Origin of the sequence: Actimicrobium sp. CCI2.3 (genome assembly GCF_035019065.1) — a bacterium.
Lineage (GTDB): Bacteria > Pseudomonadota > Gammaproteobacteria > Burkholderiales > Burkholderiaceae_D > Actimicrobium.
In genome coordinates, this window is sequence record NZ_JASJWR010000018.1 from 17,697 (window position 1) to 41,158 (window position 23,462).

General features: G+C 59.8%; 19 protein-coding genes, 1 other RNA gene and 1 riboswitch. Of the genes, 7 read left to right on the forward strand and 13 right to left on the reverse strand.

Annotated features, from left to right (window positions below):
• Positions 1–55: 55 nt before the first annotated feature.
• The 13 genes from QN370_RS11375 to trxA all read right to left on the reverse strand — a co-directional run bounded on the left by QN370_RS11375 (position 56) and on the right by trxA (position 14,702).
• Positions 56–2,014: a PKD domain-containing protein gene (locus QN370_RS11375; RefSeq protein ID WP_322126478.1), complete on the reverse strand. Its 1,959-nt coding sequence runs from the start codon at positions 2,012–2,014 to the stop codon at positions 56–58.
• Between the two features lie 84 nt (positions 2,015–2,098).
• Positions 2,099–2,185, reverse strand: a riboswitch (cyclic di-GMP riboswitch).
• Between the two features lie 119 nt (positions 2,186–2,304).
• Positions 2,305–2,691, reverse strand: a complete 387-nt coding sequence (gene gloA, locus QN370_RS11380; protein WP_322126479.1) for a lactoylglutathione lyase — start codon at positions 2,689–2,691, stop codon at positions 2,305–2,307.
• Between the two features lie 66 nt (positions 2,692–2,757).
• The gene (locus QN370_RS11385) at positions 2,758–3,582 is read right to left on the reverse strand and encodes a M48 family metallopeptidase (RefSeq protein ID WP_416172132.1); all 825 of its coding nucleotides are present in this window, start codon (positions 3,580–3,582) and stop codon (positions 2,758–2,760) included.
• A 22-nt stretch (positions 3,583–3,604) separates the two neighbouring features.
• The gene (locus tag QN370_RS11390; RefSeq protein ID WP_322126481.1) at positions 3,605–4,357 is read right to left on the reverse strand and encodes a lysophospholipid acyltransferase family protein; all 753 of its coding nucleotides are present in this window, start codon (positions 4,355–4,357) and stop codon (positions 3,605–3,607) included.
• Between the two features lie 28 nt (positions 4,358–4,385).
• Positions 4,386–4,946, reverse strand: coding sequence for a D-glycero-beta-D-manno-heptose 1,7-bisphosphate 7-phosphatase (gmhB, locus tag QN370_RS11395; protein WP_322126482.1), 561 nt, complete (start codon positions 4,944–4,946; stop codon positions 4,386–4,388).
• The gene (gene glyS / locus QN370_RS11400) at positions 4,943–7,039 is read right to left on the reverse strand and encodes a glycine--tRNA ligase subunit beta (RefSeq protein WP_322126483.1); all 2,097 of its coding nucleotides are present in this window, start codon (positions 7,037–7,039) and stop codon (positions 4,943–4,945) included. Before glyS ends, gmhB begins: the two co-directional genes overlap by 4 nt.
• Before the next feature lie 98 nt (positions 7,040–7,137).
• Positions 7,138–8,058, reverse strand: coding sequence for a glycine--tRNA ligase subunit alpha (glyQ, locus tag QN370_RS11405; RefSeq protein WP_322126484.1), 921 nt, complete (start codon positions 8,056–8,058; stop codon positions 7,138–7,140).
• Between the two features lie 131 nt (positions 8,059–8,189).
• Positions 8,190–9,701, reverse strand: coding sequence for an apolipoprotein N-acyltransferase (gene lnt, locus QN370_RS11410; protein ID WP_322126485.1), 1,512 nt, complete (start codon positions 9,699–9,701; stop codon positions 8,190–8,192).
• Positions 9,688–10,572, reverse strand: coding sequence for an HlyC/CorC family transporter (locus QN370_RS11415; RefSeq protein WP_322126486.1), 885 nt, complete (start codon positions 10,570–10,572; stop codon positions 9,688–9,690). The genes lnt and QN370_RS11415 overlap by 14 nt, the downstream gene beginning before the upstream one ends.
• A 120-nt stretch (positions 10,573–10,692) precedes the next feature.
• Positions 10,693–12,417, reverse strand: a complete 1,725-nt coding sequence (locus tag QN370_RS11420; RefSeq protein WP_322126487.1) for a glycosyltransferase — start codon at positions 12,415–12,417, stop codon at positions 10,693–10,695.
• Between the two features lie 126 nt (positions 12,418–12,543).
• Positions 12,544–12,813, reverse strand: coding sequence for a type B 50S ribosomal protein L31 (locus tag QN370_RS11425; RefSeq protein ID WP_322126488.1), 270 nt, complete (start codon positions 12,811–12,813; stop codon positions 12,544–12,546).
• Positions 12,814–12,995: 182 nt separating this feature from the next.
• Positions 12,996–14,261 carry a transcription termination factor Rho gene (gene rho / locus QN370_RS11430; protein WP_322126489.1) on the reverse strand — a complete coding sequence of 422 codons (1,266 nt, stop codon included), beginning with the start codon at positions 14,259–14,261 and terminating at the stop codon, positions 12,996–12,998.
• Between the two features lie 114 nt (positions 14,262–14,375).
• Complete coding sequence (gene trxA, locus QN370_RS11435; protein WP_322126490.1) at positions 14,376–14,702, reverse strand: thioredoxin TrxA; 327 nt, start codon at positions 14,700–14,702, stop codon at positions 14,376–14,378.
• 325 nt (positions 14,703–15,027) lie between these two features.
• On the opposite strand from trxA, the gene QN370_RS11440 reads away from it, so the two are divergent.
• The 7 genes from QN370_RS11440 (at position 15,028) to QN370_RS11470 (ending at position 23,242) form a co-directional block, all read left to right on the forward strand.
• A complete protein-coding gene (locus QN370_RS11440) occupies positions 15,028–17,691 on the forward strand; it encodes a PD-(D/E)XK nuclease family protein (RefSeq protein WP_322126491.1) in 2,664 nt (887 codons plus the stop codon).
• A complete protein-coding gene (locus QN370_RS11445) occupies positions 17,688–20,960 on the forward strand; it encodes a UvrD-helicase domain-containing protein (RefSeq protein WP_322126492.1) in 3,273 nt (1,090 codons plus the stop codon). Before QN370_RS11440 ends, QN370_RS11445 begins: the two co-directional genes overlap by 4 nt.
• A 59-nt stretch (positions 20,961–21,019) precedes the next feature.
• Positions 21,020–21,250, forward strand: coding sequence for a DUF904 domain-containing protein (locus tag QN370_RS11450; RefSeq protein ID WP_322126493.1), 231 nt, complete (start codon positions 21,020–21,022; stop codon positions 21,248–21,250).
• A complete protein-coding gene (locus tag QN370_RS11455) occupies positions 21,247–21,558 on the forward strand; it encodes a cell division protein ZapA (protein WP_322126494.1) in 312 nt (103 codons plus the stop codon). Before QN370_RS11450 ends, QN370_RS11455 begins: the two co-directional genes overlap by 4 nt.
• A 92-nt stretch (positions 21,559–21,650) precedes the next feature.
• A non-coding RNA gene (gene ssrS, locus QN370_RS11460) (6S RNA) lies at positions 21,651–21,830 on the forward strand.
• A 78-nt stretch (positions 21,831–21,908) separates the two neighbouring features.
• Positions 21,909–22,376, forward strand: a complete 468-nt coding sequence (locus QN370_RS11465) for an EVE domain-containing protein (RefSeq protein WP_322126495.1) — start codon at positions 21,909–21,911, stop codon at positions 22,374–22,376.
• A 62-nt stretch (positions 22,377–22,438) separates the two neighbouring features.
• A complete protein-coding gene (locus QN370_RS11470; protein ID WP_322126496.1) occupies positions 22,439–23,242 on the forward strand; it encodes a sulfite exporter TauE/SafE family protein in 804 nt (267 codons plus the stop codon).
• Positions 23,243–23,462 lie beyond the last annotated feature (220 nt).

The window sequence follows — 23,462 nt, forward strand, 5'->3', positions numbered from 1 at the left end:
GCAAGCGCTTCCTTTCGGAAGCCCTTGCCGGCTTTGTTGTTCCTGCTGAAATGAATCAGGAGATGGTGATCTTCACGCCCTTGACGAACGTTACGCCAGCCTTGTTGACACTTTTCAAGACGACATCATAAGTACCTGCCTTGGTGAAGGTGTGCGAGGAACTGGTGCCGGCAACCACCGGGGTGGCATCACCAAAATTCCATTGGTGCGATGTGAAGTCGCCGGTGGCTGAGGTCACGACGGTGATGGCGTCGAACTTGATGGCCAAGGGAGCCTTACCCGAGACGGCCGAGGTACGGATCGCTGGAGCGAGGGCCGGCAAGGTGGACAAGGCGCTAGTGCCGCTGATGTTGTACTCGCCAAGATTGCCGTAGTTGGTATAGCCGGTGGTCTTCGCGTCGCCGCGTCCTGCACCGCTGACGCTCAGGTAATAGACGCCGCCTGTCGGTATCGATGCACTGATCGTTTTGGACAGCGTGGTAGCCGTCGGGCTACTGGTCGCCAGGACCTTGCCGTTGACATCAAGCAGTTTCAGCGAGATGTCGAGCGTGCTGCCCAAGATGGCACCACCGACTTTCAGATTCACCGGACCGGCACCGGCAACAAAACTGAACATGTCGACATCGTCAGGCTTTTCAATGCGACCCAGACCGCTCAGGTTGCTGAGTCCATTGGCGTTGCTGGCAACGAGTGCATCAGCGAATGGAATCGTATCGCCATGGTCATCGGCGCGTGGGCTCAGGCCGCGTGCGAGCATGACGGCGTAAGCATCTTCCTTGTTGTTGGCATTGGCGTACTCGCCCTTCGACCATTGCGGCAGATTCTTGTAGTAGCCGACTCCCATGATGGGTGCCCAACCTGTCTCGCCGGTGCCCTGTCCAGCGTAGTAGGCTGACGATGGTAGCTGACCCTGGTGATTCAGCCCCAGTGTGTGGCCGAGTTCATGCGAGACGCAATCGGAAATGTACTTTTCGGCATTGGCCAGATTGTTCGGAAAGCAGAATGCCGGCGCTGCACCGGCAGCGAACTTGCTGAACGAGTTCAAATAGGCGTAGCCACCTGCCGAACTGCTTTGCGGCGTGATCAGGATGGTTGCACCGATCTTGCCGGCGGGGACGGCTGGCGCTTCTGTCGTGATATCGACATCAAATGCGGCATAGGCTTCTGCTACCCGTAACAACACTTTCTGGATCACCAGACGTTCGGCGTCGCTGAAGGTCGCTGGTGCCTTGTCGAGATCAAAGGCGGGATTGCTGCCCTGGCCGGTAAAGTTCAGGTAGAGCACGCGGGTCGAATCTGGTTTGGTATGCAGCTTGAAAGTCTGGTCAAACGGGAACGGGCTGGCACCACCGGCAGTCGCGACCGATGCAGTCACGGCAGCGGTTGCCATCGTGGTGCCATTGGCAGCGCCAGGGATGACAGTTTCTTCATCGATGTGGAGGACGCGACCTTTGGTATCGACGTGCACGCTCTTGTCGGACAACAGCAGTTGACGGAATGCGGCGCTGCTCATGCCGTACCATTTGGCGACGGCGTCAAGGCTGCCCCCGAGTTGCGTGATCGCATTTTGACCCGACGACATGGCATCGAGCTGGATGCGGCCAAAGGGCGCATTCTCGGTAGAACCCTCAGCGCTGACCGGCACAAAATTACCGGACAGTTCCATGCGCGCCATCATCGCTGGTGTCAGGCCGGACTCAGCCGGAACTTCGGGCGTGACCTCTTTCATGGCAACAGTCATCATGCCGGGCGAATCATTGGTGATGCTGGATTGGCTATTGCTGGCTGTCACCAGCTCGGCATGGGCCATCAACATCGGATTGGCTGCCCATGGGCTGGATGCAGAGGTGACGGTGCTTTGGGCCGGTGCCAGTGCAACAGGCGCGGCGTTTTGTTCTTGCGTGGTGTCGTTGAAACGTGTTGCGGCGTAGATGCCAAGTCCGCCGAATGCGATGGCGATGGTGGCAACGATGGCTGTGTAAGCTGGTTTTTTACTAGTTATCGGTGATGTCATGGTAGTACCCCTTTGTTATATCGATGAGTTGAACAAAGGGCTTACGCGGTCAACAAGACAGCCAGCTCCTGCTGGAATAGTCTTGCTGGCAACCCCGCTACCGTGATCCGTGAAGACCGTAGGCCGGAGGCTTTGCGTCCTTGCTTTTCAACAAGTTTGCCCTGCAGTAATAGTCTATCTTGCTCGGAAGCAAGTCAAGAGGAATTTGGTGAATTTGTTTCTGTTGTGGATAAGTTCTTTATGGCGGTCGACTGCCGGTCTCGCTTGCCGATGGCAGTCGGCCTGAGCGATTACTCTGCGCGTTGAATCAGTTCGATTTTGTAGCCGTCCGGATCTTCAACGAAAGCGATGATCGTCGTACCGCCCTTGACCGGTCCCGCATCGCGGACCACTTTGCCTCCGGCTGCGCGGATGCTGATGCAAGCCTGCGCCACATCCGGGATGCCGATCGCGATATGGCCGTAGGCATTGCCCATCTCGTAGCTATCGGTGTCGTAGTTCCAGGTCAGTTCCAGTTCGGCGTGGTCCGGGTTGGTGCCGTAGCCGACAAAAGCCAGCGTATATTTTTGCGACGGGTTGTCGCTGGTGCGTTGCAGTGTCATGCCCAGCACGGTGGTGTAAAAATCGATCGAACGCTGCAGGTTTCCAACGCGCAGCATGGTGTGTAGTAATCGCATGTAACTCTCCGGGAAAAGGGTGGGACTGAGGAGTTGCCTGCATCGATGATGCGGGCAACAAAGAAATCAGCAGGGAGGCAAGGTCGCCGGTGCCTGCTGACGCAGCATTTTGCGCGCCGCTTCAAACTCGGGGAAGATCGATTGCACGGTGGCCCAGAACTGCGGTCCGTGGTTCATCTCGCGCAAGTGTGACAGCTCATGCGCGACCACGTAGTCAATCAGCGGCAGCGAAAAATGGATCAGCCGCCAGTTTAACCGGATACGTCCGTCGGCCGTGCACGAGCCCCATTGCCGGGTTGCCGAGGACAACGTGTAGGAGCGATAGCTGACACCGAGCCGCGCTGCATACAGTGGCAGGCGCTCGCCGAATACCCGGCGCGCTTCGACTTGCAGCCAGGCTTGAACGCGATCTTTGCGTTGCTGTTCGGTGCTGTCGGCGGGAAGGCAGAGGATCAGCTCGGTGGTGCTGGTGTCGACGTGAATCACCTTGTCTTGCAGTGCGCGCAGTCGCAGTGTCAGCGGGCTGCCAAGATAGGACAGCGTCGCGCCATCGATCCATTGCATCGCTGCTGGCCGCGTGCGTGCAGCGCGCTCGCGCCGTTCGGCCAGCTTGGTCAATATCCAGTGTTGCTTCTCGCGTATCGCACTGTCGATTTCGCCAACGCTCACCCAGCGCGGAGCCGTCACGCGCAAACCGTCGTCATCAATGATGAAGCCGATGCTGCGGCGATTCGAGCGCTTGAGGCTGAATTCGAGGATGTGGTTGCCGACATGCAGGCGACGCTTCGGTACTGCCGTCGCGGTGTCGGCGATGGGCGTCAGCTCTGCCGCGAACAGGTTCAGTTGCGGCTCAGGCAGGGCCGCTGGCGTGGGTTGGAGGCGCACTGTCAGAGGGTTCGCTCAGTGGAATAGCTTATTTTTTGATAAAAGGCGTGGCATAGATCGTTGGCGAAATCACGCGCATTTCGGACTCGATCCAGTTTTCAACGGCCTGCATCAGTTCAGCCGGGGTCTTGCCCTCGGGGGAGATCGGTGCCCCGATCGAGACCGTGATCAGGCCAGGTTTCTTGATGAAGGAATTTTTTGGCCAGCACTGGCCCGAGTTGACGGCAATCGGTACGACTACGGTGCCGGTTTCGATCGCCAGGCGCGAACCGCCACCCTTGTATTTGCCCTGGCTACCGACTTCGGTACGGGTACCTTCGGGGAACATGATGACCCATTGTCCGTCGGCCAGGCGTTGCCGGCCCTGCACCACGACTTGCGCAAAGGCATCGCGGCCGTTGCTGCGGTCGATCGGGATCATGCGCAGCAGCGCCAGCGCCCAGCCGAAGAACGGCACGTACAGCAGTTCTTTCTTGAGCACGAAGATCAACGGACGGGGCATGTCAGCCAGCAGGAAAATGGTTTCCCAGGCCGACTGGTGTTTGCAAAGCAGGATCACCGGCGACTCCGGCAAGTTGGCGCGGCCACGGACTTCGTAGCGGATGCCGCAGACGACCTTGGCCAGCCAGACCACGAACACATTCCAGCGCGACGTAATGAAGTAGCGCGCACGGTACGGCAGCGGCAAGCAGATAAAACAGATGCAGGCCCACGGAACCGTGACGACAACCTGCACGACAAGAAACACCAGGGACCGCAACAGCAAAATGAAACGCGACATCAGAACTCCGGAAAAAATAAAGGGTGGGTCAGGCCGGCATCAGCAAGTGGTCGACCGCTGCGGACAGATTGTCAAAGACGAGGGTGCCAGGCGGCAAACCGCCCTTGGCTTCGGTGTTCAAGCCCTTGCCAGTGCGCACCAGATAGGGCACGCAGCCAACCACGAAACCGGCCTGCAGATCCCGCAATGAATCGCCGATCGTCGGTACGCCCTTCAGATTGACGCCATATCGCTGTGCAATTTCATGGAGCAGGCCCGGTTTGGGTTTGCGGCAGTCGCAATTGTCGTCGGCGGCATGCGGGCAAAAGAAGACGGCATCGATTTCGGCACCGACGAGTTGTGCTGCGGCGTGCATTTTTTGATTGATGGCGTTGAGTGTTGGCATGGTGAACAACCCGCGTGCCAGTCCGGACTGGTTGGTGGCAACCACGACACGGTAATCGGCCTGATTGAGGCGCGCGATGGCTTCCATCGAACCCGGAAGTGGACTCCACTCGGCGGCTGATTTGATGAAGGCGTCCGAATCCTGGTTGATCACCCCATCGCGGTCGAGGATGATCAGTTTGACCGGTGGCGTGCGATCGCTCATGTGGCCAGCTTTGAAATGTCGGCTACCCGGTTCATCATCGCGTGCAGCTGTGACAGCAGGGCGATCCGGTTCGCCCGGAGCTGTTCGTCTTCGGCCATCACCATCACGTCCTTGAAGAAGGCATCCACGCTTTGGCTCAACTGCGCCAGTGACAGCAAGGTGCCGCTGAAATCGCCTTTGGCGAACGCTGCATCGACCTGCGGTTGCAACCGCATCATCGCACCGTACAGCGCTTCCTCGGCGGCTTCACGCAGCAGGCCGGTGTGCACCGGACCGGGCGTGCCGTCGGTCTTTTTCAGGATGTTGGTAATGCGCTTGTTGGCCGCAGCCAGCGACTCGGCTTCGGGCAGCGCGGCAAAGGCGTGGACGGCATCGAGGCGGTCGATGATGTTGTCGAGGACGTCCGGTTGCTGCGCGAGCACGGCCTCGATTTCGTTGGGCGTGAAGCCGCGTTCGCGCAGCAGACCGCGCAGGCGGTCAACCAGGAAAGCCAGCAATTCCGGGCCGGGTGCCGTGAATGCAGGGTTGTCTGCGAACAGGGCGATGGTGTCGCCCAGTACCGTCGAAAGCGACAGCGGCAGACGCTTTTCGATCAGCATGCGCAAGACACCCAGCGCATGGCGGCGCAAGGCGAACGGGTCCTTGTCGCCGGTTGGCTGCAGGCCAATGCCCCAGATGCCGATCAGGGTTTCGAGCTTGTCGGCCAGCGCCACGGCGGTGCCGGTGGTGCTGGCTGGCAGCGCGTCGCCGGCAAAGCGCGGCTGGTAGTGTTCGGAAATCGCTTGTGCTACTTCGGCCGGTTCGCCGTCATGGTGCGCGTAATACGTGCCCATGATGCCTTGCAGTTCGGGGAACTCGCCGACCATATCGGTGATCAGGTCGGTCTTGGCCAGCAGTGCGGCGCGTTCGGCCAGCGCCACGTCGGTGCCGCTGGCCAGCGCGAGCTGGCCGGCCAGCGCAGTCACGCGCGCGGTGCGCTGCGCCTGCGTGCCGAGCTTGTTGTGATAAACGATGCTGGCCAGTCCGGGCAAGCGGTCGGCCAGGGTTTTTTTCTTGTCCTGCTCGAAGAAAAACTTGGCATCCGACAGACGTGGACGGACCACGCGCTCGTTGCCGCCGATGATGTGTTGCGGATCGTCGGTAGCGATATTGGAGACGATCAGAAAACGCGAGCGCAGCTTGCCGTGGTCATCGGTTAGCGCAAAATATTTCTGGTTAGTCTGCATCGTCAGGATCAGGCATTCCTGCGGTACGGCCAGAAACTCTTCTTCAAAATGACAGGCATAGACCACCGGCCATTCGACCAGTGCCGACACTTCATCAAGCAGCGCTTCCGGCATCAGTACCTGATCGGCACCGGCAGCAGCGAGCAAGGCGGCGCGGATATGTTCCTTGCGCGCACTCGGACTGGCGATGACTTTGCCTTGCAATTGAAGCGTGCTGGCATAACTGTCGGCATCGCTGATGCGCAGTTCGCCTTCGGACAGGAAGCGATGCCCCAGAGTGATTTGTCCAGCCTTCAGGCCCAGCAGCGACACGGGCACCACTTCATTACCGAACAGCGCAATGAGCTTGTGGACCGGACGTACGAACTGGACCGTGCTGCCGTCAGGACGCTGGTAGCTCATCAGCTTCGGGATCGGCAACTTGGTAATGGCGTCTTCAAGGACGTTTTGAAGCACGCCGTGCAAGGACGCACCGGCTGCGCTGTAGTTGTAGAAAAAACTCTCGGCCTTGCCGTCAGCGGCGCGTTCGAGATCAGCCAGCGTCGGCGTTGCGCCCGGAATCGCGAGGGCCATCGCTGCCAGTTTTTTCAGCAGCGGCGCAGTCGGATTGCCGTCGGCGTCGAGTGCGACGGACACTGGCAACACCTTGTCGCGCATCGTTTTGGTGGGCGAGAGCGCACGCACTTGCGTGATCGTGACGGCGAGTCGGCGTGGTGATGCAAAGGTGGTGGCGATCGCGCCGGCATCGAGGAAGTCGCGCGCAGTGAGACCGGCGACGACGCCGTTGGCAAAGGCATCGCCGAGTTTGGCGAGCGCTTTTGGCGGCAGTTCTTCGGTAAGCAGTTCGACCAGCAGCGTTTGATTCATGATTGGGCAGTCATTTCAGAAGCAGGCCGCCAGCACGTGGCGACCGAAATTAGAGGGGCGAACGTTCGGACACATTCCAGGCTGCATTCAGGCAGTATTCAGACTGGTAGCGGCGTACCAGTGACAACGTCGCACATCGGAAAACCAAGCTGCTCGCGCGAGGCCAGATAGGCATGCGCGACCGCGCGTGACAGCGTGCGGATACGGCCGATATAAGCCGCCCGCTCGGTCACTGAAATCGCACCGCGCGCATCGAGCATGTTAAAACTGTGGGCTGCCTTGAGGATCATTTCGTAGGCCGGCAAGGTCAGCGGAACCTCCATCAGGCGCTTGGCTTCGGCTTCAAAACTGGTGAATTGCGCAAACAGGAAATCGGTATTGGCATATTCAAAATTGTAGGTGGATTGCTCGACCTCGTTTTGATGGAAGACATCGCCATAGGTCAGCTTGCGCGTCACGCCGTTGGTGGTGGCTTCGGTCCAGACCAGGTCATAGACATTTTCAACGCCTTGCAGATACATCGCCAGTCGCTCGATACCGTAGGTGATTTCGCCCAGTACCGGCTTGCAGTCGAGGCCGCCGACTTGCTGGAAGTACGTGAACTGTGTCACTTCCATGCCATTGAGCCAGACTTCCCAGCCCAGACCCCAGGCACCGAGTGTCGGGTTTTCCCAGTCGTCTTCGACGAAGCGCACGTCATTTTGCTTGAGGTCCAGCCCGAGTGCCTCGAGCGAGCCGAGGTACAGGTCAAGGATGTTTTCCGGTGCCGGCTTGAGCACCACCTGATACTGGTAATAGTGCTGCATCCGGTTCGGATTGTCGCCATAGCGGCCATCCTTGGGGCGGCGCGACGGCTGGACATAGGCGGCGCGCCACGGCTCGGGACCGATCGCGCGCAGGAAGGTGGCGGTATGCGAGGTGCCGGCACCGACTTCCATGTCGTACGGTTGCAGCAGCGCGCAACCCTGGGCGGCCCAGTATTCTTGCAGTTTGAGGATGACTTGTTGGAATGTGAGCATCTTGTGTCGACTCTTGGTTCGTATCTTGGTTCGGATTGCAGCGGGAGAAAAAATTGTTGCGCGCGATCCGGAGGGACCGGCGCAAAGAGCACGATTCTAGCATTGCAGCGGGGCTGCGGCCCCGCAATCCGTCATGTTGGCTGGCTTTTGCGCAGCAAGCACGCTGCCAGCAACATGATGCCTGCGATTGCCAGTGCCAGCCAGTTACCCATCAAGATGTAAGGCGTCTTGCCGGTATAGCCTTGTACCGATGCGCCAAGCACGCCGGTGCTCAGCGGTGTGAGCTGGCTCACGACGCGACCGCGCTGATCGATGACCGCCGTCGCACCGGTATTGGTCGCACGCAGCATCGGCCGGCCGGTTTCCCGCGCGCGCATTTGCGAGATCTGCAAGTGCTGCGGCAGGGCAATCGAGTTGCCGAACCAGGCGATGTTTGAGACATTGAGCAGCACCGTAGTGTGTGCCGCACGACCGTTGAGCTGGGCGGCAATTTCCTCGCCGAACAAGTCTTCATAGCAGATGTTCGGCAACACCCATTGGTCTTGCACGGCCAGCGGTGTTTGCTGCACATCGCCGCGGCTGAAGTCGCCCAGCGGAATGTGCATCAGGTCAGTGAACCAGCGAAAGCCGAAAGGAATGAATTCACCGAACGGCACCAGATGGTGTTTGTCGTAACGGTACGGTTGCTTGCCACCGATCCCGATCACGCTGTTGGTGTAATGCAGCGGCGAGTCATTCACCGGCACACCGACCAGTAACTGGCTGCCAGTCGATTGCGCAAATCCGGCCAGGCGCGGCAGGTAGTCCTCGGGCAATTGGCCCAGCAACAGCGGCAGAGCGGTCTCGGGTGTGACGATCAGGTCGGCGGGCGCGGCAGTGATCATGGCGTGATACTGGATCAGCGTGTCGGGTACGCGTTCCGGATTGAATTTCATTTCTTGCGGGACGTTGGCTTGCAGCAGCCGCACCGAGATCGGCTGGCCTTGCGGTGTAGTCCAGCTGACTTGCTGCAGCAACGCGCCGACAATGAACAGCAGCGCCGCCAGCCAGCCGAGTCGCCGATGTTGTGGCAGCAGGACCAGCGCGCCGGTGATGACGGCGGCGATCAGGCCGATGCCGTAGACGCCCACCAGCGGCGCATAACCAGCCAGTGGTCCGGCATTGTGGGCATAGCCCGACGAGAGCCACGGAAAGCCAGTGAAGATCCAGGCCCGGGTCCATTCGGCCAGCATGAACAGTGCCGGCACGACCAGCAACAGAAAGACGGCGGGCGAGCAGCGCCAGCGCACCCGCATCGCCGCCGCCATGCCGGTCGCTGCCGCCATCAGGCCAGCGAGGAACAAGGCTAGTCCGGCGACGGCGATGACGGTGATGACCGCTGGCAGAGCGCCATAGTCATGCAGACTGATGTAGAGCCAGCACGTGCCAAAAAGCAGCCAGCCGAAACCATACATCCAGCCCAGCAACGCGCTGTGACGTACCCGTTCGCTGCCCAGCAGCAGCCAGCACAGTACGCAAAGCGAAAGGATTTGCAGCGGCCACAGGCCGTAGGGAGCGAAGGCCAGCACATTACCGGAGCCAGCCGCAAAGGCCAGCAAGGGTCCAAACCGCTGCGGCCAGCGGCCCGGTTTATTCAGTGGCATCCGTGGCGATGATGCCGAGCTTTTCGACTAGCAGCACATGCACCTGGCGCGCGTCGGCGCGCAGGACTTCAAAGCGCAAGCCATCGATATCGAACGCGTCACCCTTGTGCGGCACACGGGCCAGGTGGTTGGCGACCAGTCCGCCGATGGTATCGACGTCTTCATCCGAAAAATTCACGCCGAGTTCGGTATTGAACTGGCCGATTTCGGTCAGTGCCTTGACGCGCCACTTGGCACCGAACTGGCCGTCTTTGATGGCGAGCACGTTGTCGTCTTCTTCATCGAAATCGTATTCGTCCTCGATGTCACCGACGATCTGTTCGAGCACGTCTTCGATCGTGATCAGACCGGCTACGCCACCGTATTCATCGACCACCACCGCCATGTGATTGCGGTTGGCGCGGAAGTCGCGCAGCAGCACATTGAGACGTTTTGATTCGGGGATGAAGATGGCGGGGCGCAGCATGTGGCGCACATCGAAGGATTCTTCGGCGTAGTAGCGCAGCAGATCCTTGGCCAGCAAGATACCGACCACCTTGTCGCGTTCGCCTTCGACCGCCGGAAAGCGCGAGTGGGCGGTTTCCAGCACCATCGGCAGCCATTCTTCGATCGGCTTGGCGATGTCGACCATGTCCATTTGCGAACGCGGAATCATGATGTCGCGGGCTGACAGGTCCGATACCTGGAACACGCCTTCGATCATCGACAGGGCGTCGGCGTCAATGAGGCTGCGTTCATGCGCGTCCTGAAGTATTTCAAGGAGCTCTGCGCGGTTTTCCGGTTCGGGCGAAATGAGGGCGGTGAGTCGTTCGAACAGCGAACGATGGGGTTTGGCGTCGATGGGTTTCGCGCCAGTAGAGTGATCTTGCATTGGGCTGGGAGCCGTGGGTTCGGTGTAGTTCTGGAGTGCTCAGGATACACCATCTGCGTCGTAGGGCTGATGATTCTGCGCATGCCGCCACATGTTCGGGCGACCCGCATTGCGTCCAGTCTAACTGCCGACCCGCTGGTAGAGCCGGTAACGTTCGTCGCGATCCGACGGACGACGGCCTGCCCACAGCAACTTCCAGCGCACGCCATCGCCGAATGGTTCGATCATGACGTCTTTGGCGAGCGGCCGGTTATTGTCCTGGAGTAGCAAAAAGTCGCAGTCGGCACCGTTGAACGATGCAAAGTTGACCTGTCCGAAGTAAGCGAACGTCGCACGCTGGGTCGGACCGACATTGGTATCGACACAGGCATTTGCGCGCGGCAGTTGTGAGGCGATCTGCTGCGCGACGCTCGCGTAACTCTTGCCGTAATCCAGCCAGGGCAACCACAACGTCATCAGCAGCAGCCAGCACAGGATGACTCCGGCAGTCGACAGGACCACCGCGCGCCAGAGTACCGATGGCCGGCGCGAAATGCGCCAGTGCACGACCACGATCCAGCCAGCGGTGGCCAGCACGGCGACGACAAAAGCCAGCCAGTTGAATTCCGGCTTGAAGCCGGGAGCCAGCTTGAAGGCATTGCGTGCCAGTTGCGCTGGCCAGCCGGTCTGTTTGGCGATCCAGCCAATCCAGATGAACGCCGCTGACGTCGAGAGCGTCATCACGGCGAACCAGTCGACGGCATTGATGGCACCGCGCTTCATGGTCGGCAAGCCGAAGGCGGCCAGGATCGCCAGTGGCGGCAGCAGCGGCAACAAGTTGCCTTCGACATGATGCGTATTGAGTAGCACCAGCAGCGTGACGACAAGAAAGGTTGTCAGCGGTAGCGTGATGTGCAACGCACCGCGCTGCTTGCGCCAGGCATACACAGCCCAGGCGGCAAATGGCCAGGCTGGCCAGGCAAACCAGATGCTGTAGCGGAAAAAGTATTTCACTCCGGCTGCCGAGGGCAGTGCCAATTGGCTCAGGTTCCACGACATCCAGGCCGACACAGGTGAACCATCGTAAGGTTGCAGCAGATTGGCCAGTATCGGCCAGCTGGCGGCGATCACCAGCGCCAGAGGCAAGGTCAGTATCAGCAACCAGCGCAACAGCGCCGGCTGGCGCCAGCCGGCCAGCAGCGTGAAACCGATGAACAGTCCGGCCGGCATGACCCATCCGCGCGTCAGTGCCAGCAAGCCGAACACCAGTCCGGCCACTACGGCAGTGCGCAATGACGGGCGGTTGAACAACCGTGCGACGGCGTACAGGGTGGTTCCTGTCAGGGCCACATAGAGTGCTTCGGCACTGGTTTCATGGCTGTGCAGCAGCAGACCCAGACAGCCGAGATAAATCAGCAGCGCGCCATCAGCCAGGGTGCGGCCGTAATCGCGCGGCTCGGGCTGGCCACCGAAGGCCAGTTGCAATGGCTGGGTTTCGGGCCGACGGCCTAGCAGATAGGTTGTTTGCCAGACCGATACCGAACCGAGCAGAAAGAATCCGACGGTGGCAAGGCGAGCGGCCAGAGCGTCACCGACCAGCCAGCCGAACAACTTGATGCAGATCGCGCCTAACCAGAATGCCAGCGGACCTTTTTCGGGCATGGCGAGCCCGACAATATTGGGCCACAGCCAGTCAGCAATGCCGCCATGCGCCATCGTCCACATGATGCCGAAACCGGCCGCGTCGTCGGTTTTCCACGGATCACGTCCGATCAGGCCGGGCAGGATGTAGAGGATACACAGGGCAAACAGCGCCATGCGCGGAAGCGCTTGGGTGGCGGAGGCAGGGAGGCGGACTGGCTTCATCAAGGTATGGCGGTCGGCATGGAGCCTAAAGTCTGGTCGGCGTTATTGTGCAACAAAAGGGCACTTCATATTGATCATTAAACAAAAAAGGCAGCCGAAGCTGCCTTTTTGTCGAGCCAGGGGAGATTAGTCCTGAGCGATCTGGGTGCGCGAACCAACAGCACCAAATTTCTTGCGGAACTTGTCAACGCGGCCTGCCGTGTCGACGATCTTGTGTTTGCCGGTGTAGAAAGGATGCGATTCCGACGAGACTTCGATCTTTACCAATGGGTATTGCTTGCCTTCGAACTCAGCCATTTCACGGGTCTGAACGGTCGAACGGGTAAGGAATTTGAAATCGCATGACAGATCGTGGATCAGTACTTCGCGATAATTCGGGTGAATGCCTGCTTTCATTTGGAGCCTCGGTAGTTGAATTTTGGTAGCCAATCGCCACTTCGTCGGTCGTTCTGCTTCTTGACCCGATTGATGATCACTTGCCGTTAAATGGATCGCGGAGTGTACAGGATAAATCCGTGCTGTGGTGTCGTGGCGCGACAAAATGGTTCAGGCCACGACAACCAACCCGCGTTGGCGCGTCAGGAATTCCCGCGTCGCATCATGTCAAAGAATTCGGCGTTGTTCTTGGTCGCCTTCATCTTGTCGAGGATGAATTCCATCGCTTCGATTTCATCCATGCTGTAGAGCAGCTTGCGCAAGACCCAGATTTTTTGCAGCTGGTCTGGCTTGATCAGCAATTCTTCGCGGCGGGTGCCGGATTTGTTGAGGTTGATGGCAGGATAGACGCGCTTCTCGGCCAGACGGCGCTCGAGATGGACTTCCATGTTGCCCGTACCTTTGAATTCTTCAAAAATCACGTCATCCATGCGGCTGCCAGTTTCGATCAGGGCGGTCGCAATGATGGTCAGCGAGCCGCCCTCTTCGATATTGCGGGCGGCACCGAAGAAACGCTTCGGACGCTGCAACGCATTGGCATCGACACCACCGGTGAGCACTTTGCCGGAGGCAGGGATCACGGTGTTGTAGGCGCGTGCCAGTCGGGTGATCGAGTCGAGCAGGATGACGACGTCTTTTTTCATTTCGACGAGGCGCTTGGCTTTTTCAAGCACCATCTCGGCAACCTGCACGTGGCGGGTAGCTGGTTCGTCGAAGGTCGAGGCAACGACTTCGCCGCGCACCGAACGCTGCATCTCGGTGACTTCTTCCGGCCGTTCGTCGATCAGCAACACGATCAGCGTGCAGTCAGGATGGTTCGCGGTGATCGCGTGCGCCATGTGCTGCAGGATGACTGATTTGCCGGATTTTGGTGATGCCACCAGCAAGCCACGCTGGCCTTTGCCGATCGGAGCGATCAGGTCGATGATGCGGCCGGTGATGTTTTCCTGGCCGTTCATTTCGCGCTCAAGCCGCAGCGGCTCGTTCGGATGCAATGGGGTCAGGTTTTCAAACAGGATGCGGTGTTTCGAGGCTTCCGGCGATTCGCCGTTGACCTTGTCGACTTTCACCAGCGCGAAGTAGCGTTCGCCATCCTTCGGGGTGCGCACTTCGCCTTCGATCGAGTCGCCGGTATGCAGATTGAAGCGGCGGATTTGCGAAGGCGAGATATAAATGTCGTCGGTCGAGGCCATGTAACTGGCATCGGGCGAGCGCAGGAAGCCGAAGCCGTCAGGCAGCACTTCCAGGGCGCCATCGCCGAAAATTTGTTCGCCGGTTTTTGCGCGCTTCTTGAGAATTGCAAACATCAATTCCTGTTTGCGCAAGCGGGCGGCGTTGTCGATATCGAGGCCGATGGCCATTTCGAGCAGGGCGGAGACGTGAAGCGCCTTGAGTTCAGATAAGTGCATGGTCATTAATAAAGTTGAGTATCCCGTGACGGGAATAGTGAGGTGGGGGAGTGGACTGCGTGGCGAAAAATTAGTGGGGTGTGCGACGACGCAGGCGCCTCGTCGCTCTCGGTATTAAATGTTGCTGTCGATGAATGAAGTCAGCTGGCCCTTGGCCATGGCACCGACTTTTTGCGCAGCCGGGACGCCGTTCTTGAACAGGATCAGGGTCGGAATGCCGCGAATGCCAAATTTGGCCGGTACGGCCTGATTGCTGTCGACATCCATTTTTGCTATCAACAGCTTGCCGTCGTATTCCTTGGCAATTTCTTCCAGGATCGGAGCGATCGATTTGCAGGGACCGCACCACTCTGCCCAGAAGTCAACCAGGACAGGCTTGTCGGATTTCAGTACGTCGATGTCAAAGGACGCATCGGTAATATGTTTGATGTTTTCGCTCATGATTTCCTCGGATGAGGGTTTTAGTGATTCAGTGTTGAACCAAAGGGTGAATCAACGTCGCAACTTCATCGCCATTGTTCCTCGACGTCTCCGTGCGTACCACGACGCTGCCGTAACTACAGGACAGAGATGGAGGTAACAGGGTGAAAATCAAGGGAACTTGCAGGTCAGAGAAAAGTCCTGCGACTAAATATGGCTCAAACTATAACCGATTTTTTCCGGCTGCGGGTTCGCTGCCTGCTTCCGCGTGGACCCCTGCATAAAATGCGTGGTGATCCGTCATGATCGTGGCACCATGCCTGATCCTTTTTCCGATACGGCTCTCATGTTGTTAACCCCTTGCCTGCTCGCGCCGTCAGCGCATTTCTGGACTGATGCGGCAGTCCGTCTGCTGGCATTCCTGCGCGCACAGCAGGCCACCGATGCGCTCGCCGATTTTTCTTCCTGTCGCGTACTGGTGCCGACCTTCGAACAGGCGCGTCGCTTGAAGCTGGCGCTGGCTGCCGCGGTTGGTACCGCCTTTGTGCCGCCGGTCATTACGACGTTGTCGTCCTGGCTGGCATTGCAGGTGCCGCCGGACAGCGTGGCTGGCGATAGCGAGCGGTTGATGGCGCTCTATGCCGAGCTGCGCCAGCATGCCTGGCTGAAAAAACTGTTCACGGCACGCCGCAATACGGACCTGCTGCCGCTCGCGCAAACCCTGCTGGCGTTATCGGACGAACTGACCTTGAGCCTGCTGCCGGCAATGCGCCAGTACCCGATGGAGTCCGAGCAGCGTTGGCAAGCCGCGCTCGACCAGTTGTCGCCGGCGGCCCGCGAGCTGCTCTCCGATGAGAGCCAGCTGGTCTGGACCATCTGGAAAACCCAGCTTGATTTGCGCGATGCCAACGCCAGCCGGCTAGACCAGTTACTGCAACTGGCTGCACGCGGATCGCAGTCGCTGGTCTGGATTTCGCCGGTCGAGGCCGATCCGTTTGAACAGGCGTTCCTGTCTGCTTATGCCGAGCGGCATCCCGTCCTGCCGATTTGCCTGGACTGGCATGTCGAGGCGCTGGCACCGGTATTTGTCGCGGCGTGGCCGGAGCTGGCCGACGGTGCTGCGGTCAGTCAGGTAACTGCCGGGCCGCAACGCGTTGCGCTATTTCCGGCGAGTAGTCTTGAAGACGAGGCGGTCAGTGGTGCGCGAACGGTGCTCGACTGGATTGCCGCTGGTCATCCGCGTATTGCCATCATTGCGCAGGACCGGGTGGTGGCGCGCCGCTTGCGGGCCTTGCTTGAGCGCGCCGAAGTCTTCGTTGCGGATGAAACCGGCTGGAAATTATCGACCACCCGCGCCGCCTCGGCGCTGATGGCGTTATTCGATGTCGTCACTTCACGGGCCGAAACCGGTGCCTTGCTCGACTTGCTCAAGTCGCCGTTCATTGCCGTCGCGCCATCAAGTGTGATGACGATCGAACTGGCACTGCGCCGTGCCAATGTCACCGGTGGTTGGGATGCCGTCGCACTGGCATTGCAGGCACTGCCCGTCGAACACCAGTTGCTGCTGCGCTTGCGCGAGCAAGCCGGTCGCTTCCAGCGCAACCGCAGTCTGGGCGACTGGCTGCGCCTCACCCGTGAGGTGCTCGATGTCCTCGGCATGTTGGCTGCGTTGTCAGCCGAAAGCGCCGGTGAGCAATTGCTGGCGCTGCTTGACCGGATTGCGCTGGAATGCGGTGCGCTCAGCCAGCCGTTTTCGTTCGCCGAGTGGCGTGCTTTTTTCAGTCTGCAATGCGAAGCAGCGGCATTCGAGGTGTCCGAATCGGACCAGCGCGTGATCATGTTGCCGCTCAACGGCGCGCGCTTGCGCAGCTTCGATGCGGTGCTGGTGGTGGGTGTCGATGCCGCGCACTTGCCGTCGCAACCGCCCGAGACGCTGTTTTTTGCCAATGCAGTGCGGCGTGAATTGGGCCTGGCCACGCGTGAAATTCGTCAGCGCCAGCAATTGCGTGACCTGACTGAATTGCTCTCCAGCGGCAGCACGATTGTGCTGTCGTGGCAAGCCAGCGCGGATGGCGAGCCCAATGCAGTCAGTCCGTGGATAGAACGCCTGCAACTGACCTTGCTGCGCGCCGGTTTGCCGGCGCTGCCGCTGCACCAGAGCGACATCGCCCTGCAGCAACTGCAACCCGCGCTGGCGACGATGCCGGCCCCCGCGGCGGCGGCTTTGCTGCCGGCCAAACTGTCGGCCAGCGGTTACAACAGTCTGATTGCGTGTCCGTACCAGTTCTTCGCGACGCGGATGCTGGGGCTCAATGCGATTGACGAACTGTCCGACCTGCCTGAAAAACGCGATTACGGCGACTGGCTGCATCAGATTCTGGCCCGGTATCACGCCACCGTTCGTGCCGGACAGACACCGCTGCCGCAACGCGCGGCGTTGCTGGCTCATGTGTCGGAGCAGGTTTTTCAGCAAGAACTGGCGCGTAACGCGGCGGCGCTCGGTTATTACGTGCGCTGGCAAAAAGTCATGCCGGCGTATTTGCAGTGGGCTGGTGAACGCGAGGAAGAGGGCTGGCAATTCGTCATCGGCGAGCAGCAGATGGAGCGCGAGCTGTCCTGGCCCGGTGGTGCCATCCGGCTGCATGGCCGGGTCGACCGGATCGACGAACATACCGATGGCACCCGCGCAGTGCTCGACTACAAGACTAAAGCCGTGCAGGCTTTACGTGATCGCTTCAAGCAGACCGAAGATCATCAGCTGCCGTTTTACGGACTGTTGGCGGACGCCCGCATGAGCGCCGGTCACTATGTCGCGCTGGAACTGACCGGCAGCAAAACCGGTGACGTGGCCGCCCCCAATTACGCCCTGTGGCAAACCACTCTGGAGCATCGCATCATCGAACAAATGCACGCCATCTCCACCGGAGCCGCCTTGCCCGCCAACGGTATCGACACCGTCTGCCAATACTGTGACGTGCGCGGCCTGTGCCGCAAGGGAGCCTGGGCATGACCCTGCCACGCGCCTACACCATCAACAATGCTGAGGCCTCGACCGAAGCCTTCATCGCGGCGGCCTGCGATCCGCGCCATTCGGTCGTCGTCGAAGCCTGCGCCGGCAGCGGCAAGACCTGGCTGTTGGTGGCGCGCATGTTGCGCTTGCTGCTGGCTGGTACCGCGCCATCGGAAATGCTGGCTATTACCTTTACCCGCAAGGCCGCGCAGGAAATGCGCGACCGCCTGATCCAGCTCTTGCGCGAACTGGCACTGGCACCGGACGACACGGTGCGCACGCTGCTGCGCGAGCGCGGCATCGACCCGTCCGAGTTGAGCGCACTGATGCCGGTCGCACGTGGCCTCTACGAAAAAGTCCTGGCCAGTCCGCAAGCCCTGTCGATCGACACCTTTCACAGCTGGTTTGCCAAGCTGATCCGGCTGGCTCCGTTGGCCTCCGGTGTCCCGCACGGTTACAGCCTGACGGCCGCGACCGGTGCGTTGATGCTGGATGCGTACAGCCGTTTCATGCAAGTGCTCAACGAAGAAGGTCAATCCGAGGTCCGGCAGGCGCTACAAAAATTATATGAACTGGTCGGTGACTGGAGTGCGAAAAAGCTGCTCGATGCCTTCGTTGGCAAGCGTGCCGAATGGTGGGCTGCCGCGCAAACCGGATTGCCACTCGATGCGCTGGCCGAGTTGTGCGGCGACGATGGCGTGCGCGATGCGCGTCTGAGTCTGTGGCAGGACGCGGCACTGGTCAATCGCATGCAGCGGATGGCATGGCTGCTGGGGCAGGGTGCTAAACGCAATCAGGAACGGGCGGTGGCGATCGAATCGGCGTTGACGGCGGGAGCCAGTCTTGACGGTTTCCAGCAATTGTTCCTGCAGTTCATGGATGACAAGGGCAAGGTACGCGCCAATGATCACCGGCGCGGCAAGCTGCTCGCCGCCAACGAGGCCAATCTCGGCGAGAACAGCGCCGACAGTTTCGAGGCCGAATTCGGCGCGATTGCTGCCGCGCTGCTGCAATTGCAACGGCGCAGCGCAGAGACGACGGTGCTGGCACTCAATGCCGCACTGTTCACGGTCGGGGCGGCCTACCTGGAGGTGTATCAGGCGGTCAAGGCCGAGCAGCGCGTGTTCGATTTTTCCGATCTCGAATGGCAGGCCTACCGCTTGCTCGGCAACGAGGAGCATGCCGCCTATTTGCAAAGCCGGCTTGACTCGCGCTACCGCCACATTCTGCTCGATGAATTTCAGGACACCAATCCGCTGCAATGGAGCATTGTGCGCGCCTGGCTGGCGGCCTACGGTGACGACAGTTCGGCACCCAGTGTCTTCATCGTGGGTGATCCGAAGCAATCGATTTATCGCTTTCGTCGTGCCGAACCCCGTGTATTTCTGGCGGCGCGTGCGATGCTGGCCGCGCAGGGTGCGGCGATCCTGCAAACCAACCAGACCCGGCGCAATGCGCCCGCCATCATCGACCTGCTCAATGGCAGCTTCGGTCCGAATCCGATCTTTTCGGCGCAGACGACCCTGTCAGAGCGGCCCGCAGTGATCTGGCGTTTGCCATTGGTGGTGCCGCCTGCCAGCACGGTGGTCAAGCCCGACGGATTGGTGCTGCGCGACCCGCTGGTCACAGCGCTGGAAGAAGAGGACGATGCGCGCCGTCTCGATGAAGGCCGCGCAGTGGCCGTGGCGATACGGCGTGCACGGCTGGAGCTGGCTGCGGGCAACGGCAGCATGCCGCGCTGGTCGGATGTGATGTTGCTGGTCAAGAAGCGCGCCCATCTCGGTGCCTACGAAACGGCGTTGCGCGAAGCCGGGATTCCGTTTGCCTCCGACAAGCGCGGCGGGTTGCTGGAATCGCTGGAAATCGCCGACCTGATCGCCTTGCTGACCTTTCTGATCACGCCTGGCGATAACCGCGCACTGGCCCACGTGCTGAAATCTCCGATCATCGGTGCCGATGACACGGACCTGATCCGGCTGGCGCAGCACGATGGCGGTAGCTGGTGGCAGCGCCTGCTCGCGCTCGACGCGGTATTGCCCGACGCCACCCGGCAACTGCAGCACTGGCTGACGATCGCACCCGGCCTGCCGGTGCACGACTTGCTCGACCGACTCCTGCATGAGGGTCAGCTGGTGGCACGCTATGCGGCGTCCGTGCCGGCGCTGCTGCGCGGGCAGGTGATCGGCAATCTCGAAGCCTTCACGGCGCTGGCGCTGAACCTCGATGCTGGTCGCTATCCCAGCTTGCCGAAATTCATTGATGCCTTGCGGGCATTACAAAATGCTGCGCACAACGATGCCCCCGACGAAGCCGATATCGATGCCGCGCTCGATGCCGTGCGCATCCTCACCATCCACAGCGCAAAAGGACTGGAGGCCGACATCGTCGTCCTGCTCGATGCCAATCACAGCGAACCGGCGCGCGACGACGTCGGCATCCTGTGCGAATGGCCGCAGGACGCCGCTGCACCTACCCATTTCTCGGCGTTCGGCCGGGCCGCCGAACGCGGTGCTGCACGCGATGCGTTGTTCGCCGATGAAGACCGGTTTCGCACGCAGGAAGACTGGAACCTGCTGTACGTCGCAATGACGCGCGCCCGGCAATGTCTGATCATCAGCGGCGTGGCGGGCAAGCGCAATGCGCGGGCCGATGGCACGGTCGAGGGTAGCTGGTATGACCGTTTGCTGGAGGCCACCGAAATGCAGTTCGAGGCACAAGAGTGTGGTCAGGAAGACCGTGTCGAACCCGATTTCCTCTGGCCGGTTTTCAATCCGACGGTGAGGCCGCCGGCGGCCATCGAGGCGGTGGCGGTGAGTACGCCCGAAATCGACGAAGGCATTGCGTTGCATGGTTTGCTGGAGCGGCTCACGCAGCATCGTGATGGCGTGTTCGCGGTGCCTGACGCTGCCATCATCGCGCGCTGGCTGGACTGTCCGCTGGCTTGCGCGGGCGTCGTGCGCGAGCAGGCAATCACCATCCTTGGTGCGCCAGCATTGAGCCGGTTTTTTGATCCGCAGCAGATCGTGTTTGCCCACAATGAAATCGAATTACTGCATGATGGAGAGCTGCTGCGCTTTGACCGGCTGGTGCAATTGCCGGATGCGTTATGGATACTCGACTACAAGCGCCGCTTGCTCGCCAGTGAACGGGCTGACTATGCAGCGCAACTGGCGCGTTACCGGCAGGCGGCGCTGGCGGTGTATGCCGGCCAGACAATTCGGTCTGCGCTCATTCTGGTCGACGGGTCGTTCCATGAATTTGTCAGTTAATTCCGTGTCGGCCTGCTCTAATCGGTTGACGCCGGTTACGCCGCAAAATATAGTGCGCCATGATTTCAGATTTCAGCAAACTCTCCGATAAAGTCAACCAGCTCGCCGAGCTGGTTATTTCTTTGCGTAGCGAAAATATCGCCTTGCAAAAATATGCCGTCAGCGTTGCCGTCGACAACGCCGAACTGACGCGGCGCATGCAGGAAGCGCATGATCGCGTCGCAGCCCTGATGGACCGGTTGCCTTCCGAACCGGAAATTGAAGCCAAAGATGTCGAGGAATCTCCATGATCCAGCTGCCAGTCCTGATGATGGGACAAACCTTCACACTGGTGTGCAAGGAAGGTGAAGAAGGTGCGCTGCAAGCGGCGGTCAATTATCTTGACAAGCGCATGTGTGCGATTCGTGATGGCGGAAAAATCAAGGGCAACGATCGGATCGCAGTGATGGCCGCGCTCGGTATTGCAGTCGAATTGCTATCGACCAAAGCGCCTGCCGGACCACTGTCCGACCTCTCAATGGCCGAAGTGCATCAGCAGATTGCGCACATGCATACGGTGCTCGATCAGGCATTGACGCCGCAAGAAAACCTCTTCTGAAATGGGGTCTCTTCCCTCTCGGAGAGCCCTGAAATAAACCGCGAAATAACGGCCAAAAGGTTTGACAGAAGGATCGATCAGAGTAGACTTTAACCTCCCTGCAGTGTTCGCGATTGCCATATATTCCTAGAACCATTTATGTGCATCGGCCGCGGAATATTGTTTGATGGGTGTGCATGTCGCTAGTCCGATGAGCCCGAAATTGAACTGACTGTAGCCACCTTGAACCGGTTGGTTCGGGATGCCGGCAAAGCGGCACCAGCGGGGATTTTACAGTGCAGCGGTTGCATGAAAATGCAGCCGTTTTTTTTCGCCTTTTCCATTTCGTTCGTTTTCCTGGGATACGCCCGATGGCCTATTGGCTCATGAAATCCGAACCGACCGAAGTCAGCATTGACGATGTGCTGGCCGCGCCCGACCAGACCATGCCGTGGTTCGGCATCCGCAATTACCAGTCGCGCAATTTCATGCGCGACGCGATGCGGGTGGGTGATGGCGTGCTGTTCTACCACTCCAGTTGCGCCGCGCCCGGCATTGTCGGCCTGGCCGAAGTCGCCAGCACGTCCTACCCGGACTTCACCCAGTTCGATCAGCGCAGTCATTATTTCGATCCGAAAGCCACGCCGGAAAATCCGCGCTGGATGATGGTCGATATTCGCGCATTGCGCGCCGTGCCGCTGGTGCCGTTATCGGCGTTGCGGGCGGCCGAAGAGCTGGTCGACATGCAGGTGCTCAAGCGCGGTAACCGGCTGTCAATATCGCGCGTCGAACCGGCCGACTGGCGCTGGATCAACCAGCACCTGATTGCTCCCGCCTGATCTCTACGCTTTTATCGCACATTGATGCAGGTCAAACTCACTCACCCGCAGGAGCACCATTGATGGATCCCAACCTGATCATTGCTTTTCTTGTCCTTGGCAGTGCCGTGGGTTTTGCTGCCGGCTTGCTTGGCATTGGTGGCGGCATGTTGCTGGTGCCGTTCATGACCGCACTGCTCACTTACAAGGATTTTCCGAAGGAGCTGATCATCCACATGGCCATCGCGACGTCGCTGGCCACCATCATGTTCACCTCGGTGTCTTCGGTGGTTGCGCATCACCGGCGCGGCGCGGTGCGCTGGGATATCGTCAAGCTGCTGGCACCGGGCATCCTGATCGGCTCGGTGATCGGGCCGTGGATCGGCCAGCAAATGAATTCTTCGACGCTGGCGCTGTTCTTTGCCGCATTCGTTACCTTGTCGGGGATACAGATGCTGTTCGATAAAAAGCCGGCCGGAACACGCGGCTTGCCAGGCAAGTTCGGAACCTTCGGCGCTGGCGGGGTCATCGGCGTGCTGGCTGGACTGGTCGGTGCCGGTGGCGGTTTTGTCTCCGTGCCCTTCATGACCTGGTGCCAGGTCAAGATTCACAATGCGGTCGCCACCAGCGCAGCGCTCGGTTTTCCGATTGCGTTGGCGGGGACCGTGTCGAATATCTATTTTGGCTTGTCGATACCGGACCTGCCGTCGGGTTCGATTGGGTATATTTACCTGCCCGCGCTGCTGGTGATTTCGATTGCCAGCGTGGTGACAGCGCCGCTCGGGGCGAAGGCGGCGCACGCGTTGCCGGTGAAGACTTTGAAAAAAATCTTTGCCGTGATGCTGTTTGCGCTGGCGGGGTACATGCTTTACAAGGCGCTGGTGTAGTCTTCGCGGTGATCGGTGCAATGCCCTGCGGTTATTGCACCGAATGTTCTGACTGCGGTTGCTGATTCCTTATGTGCTCCGTCATGACCTAGCCGGGGGCGGCCCGGCAGCCGGACCGGCATGCGGTCCCTTCTTTTTGCTTCGCCAAAAAGAAGTAACCAAGAAAAAGGCGACCGCGAAGCGGCTGCCCTTCGGGTTCCCAAAAGCCGGAGCCAGTCAG